Annotated in this window: 8 protein-coding genes; 6 read left to right on the forward strand and 2 right to left on the reverse strand. The window is 71.9% G+C overall.

Features of this window, described 5'->3' with window-relative positions; translation table 11 throughout:
* Positions 1–7: 7 nt before the first annotated feature.
* Positions 8–4975, reverse strand: a complete 4968-nt coding sequence (locus KUF83_RS36970; RefSeq protein WP_217459441.1) for an ATP-dependent helicase — start codon at positions 4973–4975, stop codon at positions 8–10.
* Between the two features lie 228 nt (positions 4976–5203).
* Between KUF83_RS36970 and KUF83_RS36975 the strand changes: the two genes are divergently transcribed.
* From KUF83_RS36975 to KUF83_RS36985, 3 genes are read left to right on the forward strand one after another with little or no spacing between them, the layout of a single operon-like run.
* On the forward strand, positions 5204–6196 hold the full coding sequence (locus tag KUF83_RS36975) for an AraC family transcriptional regulator (RefSeq protein WP_254644922.1): 993 nt from the start codon (positions 5204–5206) through the stop codon (positions 6194–6196).
* Positions 6097–6828, forward strand: a complete 732-nt coding sequence (locus KUF83_RS36980) for an AzlC family ABC transporter permease (RefSeq protein WP_308403308.1) — start codon at positions 6097–6099, stop codon at positions 6826–6828. Before KUF83_RS36975 ends, KUF83_RS36980 begins: the two co-directional genes overlap by 100 nt.
* Positions 6825–7133, forward strand: coding sequence for an AzlD domain-containing protein (locus tag KUF83_RS36985; RefSeq protein WP_217459443.1), 309 nt, complete (start codon positions 6825–6827; stop codon positions 7131–7133). The genes KUF83_RS36980 and KUF83_RS36985 overlap by 4 nt, the downstream gene beginning before the upstream one ends.
* A 70-nt stretch (positions 7134–7203) precedes the next feature.
* On the opposite strand, the gene KUF83_RS36990 is transcribed toward KUF83_RS36985, so the two are convergent.
* On the reverse strand, positions 7204–8148 hold the full coding sequence (locus tag KUF83_RS36990) for a hypothetical protein (protein WP_217459444.1): 945 nt from the start codon (positions 8146–8148) through the stop codon (positions 7204–7206).
* An 80-nt stretch (positions 8149–8228) separates the two neighbouring features.
* On the opposite strand from KUF83_RS36990, the gene KUF83_RS36995 reads away from it, so the two are divergent.
* The 3 genes from KUF83_RS36995 to recA form a co-directional block, all read left to right on the forward strand.
* The gene (locus KUF83_RS36995; protein WP_217459445.1) at positions 8229–8423 is read left to right on the forward strand and encodes a DUF3046 domain-containing protein; all 195 of its coding nucleotides are present in this window, start codon (positions 8229–8231) and stop codon (positions 8421–8423) included.
* A 60-nt stretch (positions 8424–8483) separates the two neighbouring features.
* Positions 8484–9746, forward strand: coding sequence for an AI-2E family transporter (locus tag KUF83_RS37000; protein ID WP_217459446.1), 1263 nt, complete (start codon positions 8484–8486; stop codon positions 9744–9746).
* 271 nt (positions 9747–10017) lie between these two features.
* Positions 10018–10946, forward strand: a 929-nt coding sequence (gene recA, locus KUF83_RS37005; RefSeq protein ID WP_217459447.1) for a recombinase RecA, incomplete at its 3' end; no start/stop codon positions are given.

Raw genomic sequence — 10946 nt, forward strand, 5'->3', positions numbered from 1 at the left:
GGCGCACTCACGCGCGCAGGCGCAGACCGCGTGGGGTCGCGTGGAAACCGGCTCCTTCCAGAAGGGTGCCGAACGGAGATGTCAGTGCGGAGGCGCCGTTGACCCGCTCCACCGTGACCGTGCCGAGAGAGCCCGCGCGGGCGCCTGCGGCGAGGGCCTCGGCGGCCGTGCGCAGGCGTGCGTCGTGCAGGGGTGATTCGTCCGGGGCGGAGGGCCAGGCCAGGAGCGTCTTGCCGCCGCGCTCCATGTAGAGGGTCAGCTCGCCGTCCACCAGCACGACCAGGGAGCCTGCCTTGCGGCCCGGCTTGTGACCCGCGCCGGTCGGAGGTTCGGGCCAGGAGAGGGCCGCGCCATAGGCGTTCGCCGGGTCGGCGGCGGCCAGCACCACGGCACGGTTCGCGCTGCCCGCCCGGGTGCGGGAGGCAGGACCGCCGGGGAACGCCTGCGGGGCCGTACGAGGCGTGTCGCGGAAGGCAGGCGCGTAACCCTCCTCGGAGCCGGGCGTGGAGGAGCCGGGGAAGAACGGTTTGGAACCGCCGGCCGGGGAGCCGGAACCGGCGCGCAAGGAGTAGGGGTCGCTCTCGGGCCTGAGCGCGTCGGCGGACGGGAGGCCCATGTCGTCGTCGAAGGGGTCCGGGTGCCTGGCGGAACCGTCGGCGTGGCCCGGGCTGTGCGCACCCGAGTGGCCGAGTGCGGGAGCAGCCGGGACACCGGTCTCGGGCAGGGCCTCGCCCCGCTCACGGGCGGTGGCCGCCGCGCGCAGCCGGTCGACGGCGCCGTCCATCGCGAACTGCGCCGCCCCGAGCCCTTCCACCACGTAGCCGCGGCGGGCCTGTCCGCTGTCCTCGAATGCGGACAGGATGCGGTAGACGGCGGAAAACCCGCCCTCCACACCCTCTGCGGCGACTGCGCCCCGGGTGACCACGCCGTGCCGGTCGAGCAGGGTGCGGGCCAGGGCGTGCGCGCGCACCGTGGCATCGGGCTCCCGGTCCGGCAGCAGGGACCAGCGGCCCGCGACGGTGGGCGGGCCGGTGCGCGAGGTGGGGCGTGCCCCCGCCGTCAGGCCTCCGTACCGACCGCGGGGCATCGTGCGCTTCGCCCGGTGCGCGGTGGAGCCCGCGGTACGGCCCGAGCCCAGCAGGGAGCGCATCGGACCGAGCGTGTCGTTCGTCAGGCGGCCCGACCACGTCAGGTCCCAGACGGTGTCGGCCAACTGGGGGTCGGTGGCCTCCGGATGCGTGGTGGCCCGGACCTGGTCGGTGATCTGGCGGAAGAAGAGGCCGTAGCCACCGGAGAGGGCGTCCAGCACCGACTGGTGGAGCGCGGTCAGCTCCAGGGGATGCGGGGGAGGCAGGAGGAGCGGCGCCGAGTCCGCCAGGTACAAGGAGACCCAGCCGTCCTTGCCGGGCAGTGCGCCGGCTCCGGCCCAGACCACCTCGCCGGCGGCGGTCAGCTCGTCGAGCATCGCAGGGGCGTAGTGCGAGACGCGGGACGGCAGGACGAGCTTCTCCAGCGCCGACGCGGGCACCGAAGCGCCCTGCAACTGCTCGATGGCGCGCACGAGTCCGTCGAGACCGCGCAGGCCGTGCCCGCTTCCCAGGTGCTGCCACTGCGGCAGGAACTGCGCGAGTGCGGCGGGCGGTACCGGCTCCAGCTCGTGACGCAGCGCGGCGAGCGAACGGCGTCGCAGCCGGCGCAGCACCGCCGCGTCGCACCACTCCTGGCCGATACCGGCGGGATGGAACTCGCCCTGTACGGCGCGGCCGCTCGCCGCGAGCCTCTGCAGGGCACCTTCGGTGACCGCCGTACCGAGGCCGAAGCGGGACGCGGCGGCGGTGGAGGTGAAGGGGCCGTGCGTGCGCGCGTAGCGGGCGAGGAGGTCGCCGAGGGGGTCCTTGACCGGCTCGGTGAAGGCCTCGGGGACGCCGACGGGCAGGGCGGTACCGAGCGCGTCACGCAGGCGGCCCGCGTCCTCGATCGTCGCCCAGTGGTCGGCTCCGGCGATCCGGACCCGGATGACACGGCGGGCCGCGGCCAGCTCCCGGGCCCACTCCGGGAGGGCTCCGCGCTCGGCCAGTTCCGCTTCGGTGAGCGGACCGAGCATCCGCAGCAGGTCCGCGACGCTTTCGGCGTCCTTGGCCCGGCGGTCCTCGGTGAGCCACTGCAGTTCGCGCTCCAGCTCGGTCAGGACGTCCGCGTCCAGAAGCTCGCGCAGCTCCGCCTGGCCGAGGAGCTCGGCGAGCAGGCGTGAGTCCAGTGACAGGGCCGCGGCGCGGCGCTCGGCGAGCGGCGAGTCGCCCTCGTAGAGAAACTGGGCGACGTAACCGAACAGCAGCGAGCGGGCGAACGGTGACGGCTCGGGCGTGGTGACCTCGACGAGCCGCACCTTGCGGGACTCCACGTCGCCCATCAGCTCGACGAGGCCAGGCACGTCGAAGACGTCCTGAAGGCATTCGCGGACCGCTTCCAGGACGATCGGGAACGAACCGAACTCGCTCGCCACCTGAAGCAGTTGGGCTGCTCGCTGGCGCTGCTGCCACAACGGGGTGCGCTTGCCCGGGCTGCGGCGCGGCAGAAGCAGGGCGCGGGCCGCGCATTCGCGGAAGCGGGACGCGAACAGGGCTGAGCCGCCGACCTGGTCGGTGACGATCTGGTCGACCTCACCCTTGTCGAAGGTGACATCCGCCGCACCCAGGGGTGCCTGCTCCGCGTCGTACTCCGTGCCCGCTTTCACGGGCTCCTGGTCGAGCAGGTCCAGGCTCATCAGGTCGGCGTCCGGGAGGCGCAGCACGATGCCGTCGTCGGCATGCATGACCTGCGCGTCCATGCCGTACCGCTCGGAGAGACGGGCACCGAGCGCGAGCGCCCACGGGGCGTGGACCTGGGCGCCGAAGGGGGAGTGCACGACGACCCGCCAGTCGCCCAGCTCGTCGCGGAACCGCTCGACGACGATGGTGCGGTCGTCCGGGATGTGGCCGCAGGCCTCCCGCTGCTCCGCCAGGTAGGAAAGGACGTTGTCCGCCGCCCAGGCGTCCAGGCCCGCGGCGAGGAGCCGCAGCCGGGCGTCGTCCTTGGGCAGCGACCCGACCTCCCGGAGGAACGCCCCGAGCGCACGACCCAGCTCGAGAGGACGCCCCAGCTGGTCGCCCTTCCAGAACGGCAGCCTCCCCGGCACCCCTGGTGCGGGGGAGACCAGGACGCGGTCGCGCGTGATGTCCTCGATACGCCAGGAACTCGTGCCCAGTGTGAAGACATCCCCGACACGGGACTCGTAGACCATCTCCTCGTCGAGCTCACCGACCCGGCCGCCGCCCTTCTTGGGGTCGGAGCCGGCGAGGAACACCCCGAAGAGGCCACGGTCCGGAATCGTGCCCCCGGAGGTGACGGCCAGGCGCTGTGCCCCGGGGCGCCCCGTGACCGTACCGGCGACCCGGTCCCACACCACGCGAGGCCGCAACTCGGCGAAGGCGTCCGACGGGTAGCGGCCCGCGAGCATGTCGAGCACCGCTGTGAACGCCGACTCGGGCAGTGAGGCGAACGGCGCCGCCCGGCGGACCGTGGCGAGCAGGTCGTCGTACTGCCAGGTGTCGAGCGCCGTCATGGCGACGATCTGCTGGGCCAGCACGTCCAGCGGATTCGAGGGCACACGGAGGGACTCGATGGAGCCGGTGCGCATCCGCTCGGTGACGACGGCGGCCTGCACGAGGTCGCCCCGGTACTTCGGGAAGACCACGCCCGTGGAGACCGCCCCGACCTGGTGGCCGGCGCGGCCCACGCGCTGAAGGCCGGAGGCCACCGAGGGTGGGGACTCGACCTGGACCACGAGGTCCACCGCGCCCATGTCGATGCCGAGCTCGAGGCTGGAGGTGGCCACCACCGCGGGCAGGCGCCCCGCCTTCAGATCCTCCTCGACGAGGGCGCGCTGTTCCTTGGAGACCGATCCGTGGTGGGCGCGGGCGATGACCTGCGGTGCGCCCTGGACCGCGCCCGAGCCGCCCATCAGCTCGGCCGGCGCGTGGTGCTCCCCCAGGGGCTCGCCTGTCGCCCTCTCGTACGCGATCTCGTTGAGCCGGTTGCACAGGCGCTCCGCGAGGCGGCGGGAGTTGGCGAACACGATCGTCGAGCGGTGGGACTGGACGAGGTCGGCGATCCTCTCCTCGACATGCGGCCAGATGGACGGCCTCTCGGCGCCCTCGTCGGAGTCCGCCACCGGAGAGCCGCCGAGCTCGCCCAGGTCCTCGACGGGCACGACCACGGAGAGGTCGAACTCCTTGCCGGACGGGGGCTGGACGATCTCCACCTTGCGGCGCGGGGAGAGGTAGCGGGCGACCTCGTCGACCGGGCGGACCGTCGCGGAGAGACCGATCCGGCGGGCCGGCCTCGGCAGCAGCTCGTCGAGCCGCTCCAGGGTCAGGGCGAGGTGGGCGCCGCGCTTCGTGCCCGCGACCGCGTGCACCTCGTCCAGGATCACCGTCTCGATGCCGGTCAGAGCGTCACGCGTGGCCGACGTGAGCATCAGGAACAGCGACTCGGGGGTCGTGATCAGGATGTCCGGCGGGCGGGTGGCCAGGGTGCGGCGCTCGGCGGGCGGGGTGTCGCCGGAGCGGATGCCGACCTTCACCTCGGGCTCGGGCAGGCCCAGGCGTACCGCCTCCTGCCGGATACCGGTCAGAGGGCTGCGCAGATTCCGCTCCACGTCCACCGCGAGGGCCTTCAACGGCGACACGTACAGCACCCGGCAGCGCTTCTTCGGGTCGGCCGGTGGCGGTGTCGAGGCCAGTTGGTCCAGCGCGGCGAGGAACGCGGCCAGGGTCTTGCCGGAGCCTGTCGGGGCGACCACCAGGACGTCCGAACCCTCTCCGATGGCCTGCCACGCGCCGGCCTGTGCCGCCGTGGGCGCGGAGAAGGCCCCCGTGAACCAGGCGCGGGTCGCGGGGGAGAAGCCGTCCAGGGCTCGGCGTGCGGAGCTGACCATGCGTCCATCCTGCACCCGGGCACTGACAACGCGCCTGACCTGTGGAAACACGGGCGGTGGGGGTTTGCCGCGCCGACTGCTGACTGCTGACTGCCGGCGCTGGCCGGATCCGCCGACATCCGATTCCCGTCCACGTCCGGTTCCCGTCCCGTCCGGGCGGGCGAGCGCGGGCGGCCGGGCAGGGGCAGGATTCGTCCGGGCCATGCCGTGGTGGCGGAGAATGGTGGCATGGCGGGCGCGGGGAAGGAGCGGGCGCGGCACTGGCAGTACGCGGATCTGCCCGGTGTCGATCTGCTGCGGGCCCGGTACGTCCACAAGACCTTCGTCCGGCACACGCACGAGCACTTCGTCATCGCCGCCATCGCCGACGGCGTGGAGGTCTTCCACCACGGCGGCGCCGATCAGTACGCGGGCGCAGGCTCTCTCGCCCTCGTCAATCCCGACACCCCGCACACGGGGCGCGCCGGTGTTCCCGAAGGCTGGCGGTACGGCGCGGTCTACCCGTCGCCGGAACTGGTTGCGGAGATCGCCGCCGAGACCACCATGCTCCGTGGCGCTCCCGGATTCATGAGCCCGGTGCTCGACGACCCCTACGCCGCGCAACTGGTTCACCAGGTGCTCCGCGCCGCCGAGGAGGGCAACGCGCTCGCCGCCGACACACTGCTGCGGGTGGCCGTGACCCGGCTGCTGAGGATGAACGGCGGACCGCTGCCGCAGCGGGTCCCGCGGACGGCGGGCGCTCGGGTGGCCGCACGCGCGCGTGCCCTGCTCGAGGAACGGATCGTGGCACCACCCACCCTGGAACGGCTCGCCGACGACCTCGGGACCAGCCCCTTCGCCTTGTTGCGCGCCTTCCGGGACACCTACGGCATGCCGCCCCACGCGTGGCTCACCGACGCCCGTGTGCGGCGGGCGCGCCGACTGCTGGACGCCGGCGTCGTACCCGCCGAGGCGGCCCTCACCGTGGGGTTCACCGACCAGCCGCACCTCAACCGGCACTTCACCCGGATCGTGGGCGTACCGCCGGGTGCCTACCAGCGCGAGCGCAAGAACGTACAAGACCCGCGGCAGGGACCCGGTCTACGGTCCGAGGCGTGGCAGAACAAACAGCTTTCGCGGACATACGAAGTGAAGACGGCGGAAAACCCGACGCCGCCGTCGTACGGGACGCCCTCGGTGTCGGAGTGGCCGTCGGACTGTCCGGCTTCGCCTTCGGGGTGACCTCGGCGGGCAGCGGGCTCACCGTGCTCCAGACGTGTGCCCTCAGCCTCCTGGTGTTCACCGGTGCCTCGCAGTTCGCCCTCGTGGGAGCGCTGGCCGGCGGAGGCAACCCGTTCACGGCCGCTGCGGGCGCCTTCTTCCTGGGGGTGCGCAACGCCTTCTACGGGCTGCGGCTGTCGCAGTTGCTGGCCCTCCCGCGCGCGGTGCGCCCGTTCGCCGCCCAATGGGTCATCGACGAGACCACGGCCGTGGCGCTCGCCCAGCCGACGCGGCGCAGCGTGCGGATCGGGTTCACCGTCACCGGCCTGTCGCTCTACGTGCTGTGGAACCTGACCACGTTGCTCGGCGCGCTGGGCGCCGAGGCGATCGGTGACACCGACGCGTGGGGCCTGGACGCGGCCGGACCCGCGGTCTTCCTGGCACTGCTCGCGCCGATGATCAAGACGGCCAGGGAACGGGTGGTCGCGGGACTCGCGGTCGTTCTCGGCCTCGGCCTGCTGCCCGTGCTGCCCGCCGGTGTCCCCGTCCTGGTGGCCGCGCTGGCCGCCCCGGCCGTCCTCTGGGCGGACGGTCGCCGCAAGGCGCGTACGCAGCCGGCCGACGGGCGTGACGCGGCGGAGGAGGAGCGGTGAACATCTGGATCGCGATCGGTGTCACCGCGGTGGGCTGCTACGCCGTGAAACTTGTCGGGCTGCTGATTCCCGCGGGCGTCCTGGAGCGGCCGCTCGTCCAGCGGCTGGCCGCCCTGCTGCCCGTCGCCCTGCTGGCCGCACTCACGGCCCAGCAGACCTTCGCCGACGGCCGCGTCCTGGTGCTGGACGCGAGGGCCGCGGGGCTCGCGGCGGCCGCCTCGGCGCTGTTGCTGCGTGCCCCCTTCCTGCTGGTCGTGGCCGTGGCGGTGCTGGTCACGGCGGGGGTGCGGGCGCTGGCGGGCTGAGAGGACGCGCTCGCCGTGTCCTGTCGCTGGTTCGGGCCGCCCCGTGCCGGGACTCGGGCGCCCGAGGGCGTCAGCCGACGGACAGCCCGTACGCCCGCAGGGTGCGCAGCGCCTCGATCGTGACGATCGGGCGTGCCTCCAGGGCGGTGCCCGGTGCCCACTGGCGCCAGCGGACCGGCCAGCCGCCGTCCTCCTGCTGCTGGGACTTCAGGAACTCCAGGGAGCGTGCCATCTCCTCGTCGGTGAACCACGCGCGCGCGAGGGAGCCCGGAGTCTTCGCGTAGTCGTGCGGCAGATGGTGTTCCCCCGGTGCGTAACCGGGTGCCACGGGGAACGCCTCGACGCGCTCGGGATCCAGCACCGCGAGCCGTTGCTCGCGCACCAGGCGGCCGAGCCGGTCGGCGGCCGCCTCCGCGCGCGGACGGTCGGTCGCGGAGTCCAGGAAGGTCACGGCGGCCTCGATCTCGTACGGATGCGACTTCGCCAGGGACTCCACCGCCTGCCAGCAGAAGTCGGTGGCCCGGAACAGCCAGGCGTGCCACACCTCGTTGCGATGCAGCAGACCCACCACGGGGCCGGTGGCGAGCAGTTCGCTGGGCGGGTCGTCCACGACCGGCACGAAGGGCGCCGACGGATAGCCGCGCTGGCTCGGATGGATCGCAGGCAACGCGCCGTCCTGCGTCGACACGGAGGTCAGGTAGCGGCACACGCGTTCCACCCGCTGCCCGCCACAGCGGCCGATCGAGTCCAGGACACGCAGCGCGTGCCCCACGTGCAGAGGCTGGCTGACCGGGCCGCGCAGATCGGGTTCCAGCGCGTGGCCGTACCCGTCGTCCTCGTTGCGGTAGGCGGCCAGCGCGGTCTCGACCGGGTCCGCGCCGCCGCCCAGGAAGTGGTACGCGAAACGGCGCTGCTCCAGCACGCGCGCGGTGAGCCAGACGAAGTGCTCGGCGCGCGCGACGGAGGTGTGCGCCGGGGGCGTCGGGGGGAGTGGGGATGCTCCTGTTTCGGCCATGGGTCAGACCGTAGGGCGGAAAGCGTTCTCGGCAAGCGGTCCCGGCTCGGGCCCACTCTCAGGGGCGGGATACTGGAGTCATGCGGTTGACGGTCTTCTGGGAGCGGATGGCGGATCACTTCGGTGCGGGGTACGCCGAGACCTTCGCGTGCGACCACGTCATGTCGGAGCTCGGCGGGCGCACGGTGCAGCAGGCGCTGGACGCGGGCTGGGAGGCGAAGGACGTGTGGCGCGCGGTGTGTACGGCGGTGAACGTTCCCCACGAAATGCGCTGAAGAGCCGCGAAGATCCGATGACGGGGTTCGATTGTCGGTGGCGTGGGCGAGACTTGGGCCGTGGCATCGACAGATGAGACCGCGCAGGTCGGACAGCACGCATCCCCGCTCGGCACGACACCTCCCGGGCCCCCGGCCGGAGGCGCGGTCGCGGGGGGCAGCCGCATGCCGCGCTGGCTGCCGCGGGCCATGGTGCTGGCACTTGCCCTGATCGCCTGCTTCCAGCTGGGCAGTTGGGCCTTCCACCAGCTGACCGGCCTGCTGATCAACATCCTGATCGCGTTCTTCCTGGCCCTCGCCATCGAGCCCGCGGTGAGCTGGATGGCCTCCTTCGGCATGCGCAGAGGGCTGGCCACCGGTCTCGTGTTCCTCGTCGTGATGATCGTGAGCGCTGGATTCGTCACGCTGCTCGGCTCGATGCTCGCCGGGCAGATCATCGACATCGTCGAGGACTTCCCGAAATACGTCGACTCGGTGATCAGCTGGGTCAACACCACCTTCCACACCGAGCTCAGCCGCGTCGACATCCAGGACAGCCTGCTGCGCTCCGACTGGCTCCGGAAGTACGTGCAGAACAGCGCGACCGGCGTCCTGGACGTGTCCGCGCAGGTACTGGGCGGACTCTTCCAGCTCCTGACGATCACGCTGTTCGCGTTCTACTTCGCCGCCGACGGCCCCCGGCTGAGGCGGGCGCTGTGCTCGGTGCTGCCGCCGACCCGGCAGGCCGAGGTCCTGCGCGCGTGGGAGATCGCCGTCAACAAGACCGGCGGGTACCTGTACTCACGCGGTCTGATGGCGCTCATCTCCGGCTTCGCGCACTACGTCCTGCTGGAGTCCCTCGGCGTGGACTACGCGCCCGTGCTCGCCGTCTGGGTGGGGCTGGTCTCGCAGTTCATCCCCACCATCGGTACGTATCTCGCGGGCGCCCTGCCGATGCTGATCGCCTTCACGGTCAACCCCTGGTACGCGCTGTGGGTGCTGATCTTCGTCGTGATCTACCAGCAGTTCGAGAACTACGTGCTGCAGCCCAAGCTGACCGCGAAGACCGTGGACATCCACCCGGCGGTCGCCTTCGGATCGGTCGTCGCGGGCACCGCCCTGCTCGGAGCCGTCGGCGCGCTGATCGCCATCCCGGCGGTCGCCACCCTGCAGGCCTTCCTGGGGGCGTACGTGAAGCGGTACGACGTCACGGACGATCCGCGGGTCCACGGGCGCCGGGAGCGGGGCACGGGCACGCTCCTCAGACGCGTCCGACGCTTCCTGCGAGGCAGCTCCGGGGAGCCACGGCGGACAGAGGACGACACGCCCAGGGCCTCGTCCTAGCGCCTTTCCGGCCCGCCTCGCGCGCCCCTGGACGGTCGGGCGGCACAGCCGCGACACGCTGTCGCCCAAGGGCGTGGTGCGCTTGACACCAAAATCGAACATCCATTCTGATGGAGGTTCCGGCGAGGCCCGAGACGGGATTCAGGCGGGGATTTCATGCGGAAGTGCCCGAGTTATCCACAGGCCGGACGGGCGTCGGGGCGCATTGTCAGTGGCAGGCGTTAGCGTCTTTGACGTGAAGCGATCGACTCAAGCAAATCGGGTGGAACCCATGGCAGGAACCGACCGCGAGAAGGCGCTCGACGCCGCGCTCGCACAAATTGAACGGCAATTCGGCAAGGGTGCGGTGATGCGCCTCGGCGAGCGGCCGAACGAGCCCATCGAGGTCATCCCCACCGGGTCGACCGCACTCGACGTCGCACTCGGCGTCGGCGGCCTGCCGCGCGGCCGAGTGGTGGAGGTGTACGGCCCGGAGTCGTCCGGCAAGACGACCCTGACCCTGCACGCGGTGGCGAACGCGCAGAAGGCCGGCGGCCAGGTGGCCTTCGTGGACGCGGAGCACGCCCTCGACCCCGAGTACGCGAAGAAGCTCGGCGTCGACATCGAGAACCTCATCCTGTCGCAGCCGGACAACGGCGAGCAGGCTCTGGAAATCGTGGACATGCTGATCCGCTCCGGCGCTCTCGACCTCATCGTCATCGACTCCGTCGCCGCCCTGGTGCCGCGCGCGGAGATCGAGGGCGAGATGGGCGACTCGCACGTGGGTCTGCAGGCCCGTCTGATGAGCCAGGCCCTGCGGAAGATCACCAGCGCGCTCAACCAGTCGAAGACCACCGCGATCTTCATCAACCAGCTCCGCGAGAAGATCGGCGTGATGTTCGGCTCGCCGGAGACCACGACCGGTGGCCGGGCCCTGAAGTTCTACGCCTCGGTGCGGCTCGACATCCGTCGTATCGAGACCCTGAAGGACGGCACCGACGCGGTCGGCAACCGCACCCGTGTCAAGGTCGTCAAGAACAAGGTCGCACCGCCCTTCAAGCAGGCCGAGTTCGACATCCTCTACGGGCAGGGCATCAGCCGCGAGGGCGGCCTGATCGACATGGGCGTGGAGAACGGCTTCGTCCGCAAGGCCGGCGCCTGGTACACGTACGAGGGCGACCAGCTCGGCCAGGGCAAGGAGAACGCGCGCAACTTCCTCAA

Origin of the sequence: Streptomyces sp. BV286 (genome assembly GCF_019090165.1) — a bacterium.
Taxonomy (GTDB): Bacteria; Actinomycetota; Actinomycetes; order Streptomycetales; family Streptomycetaceae; genus Streptomyces.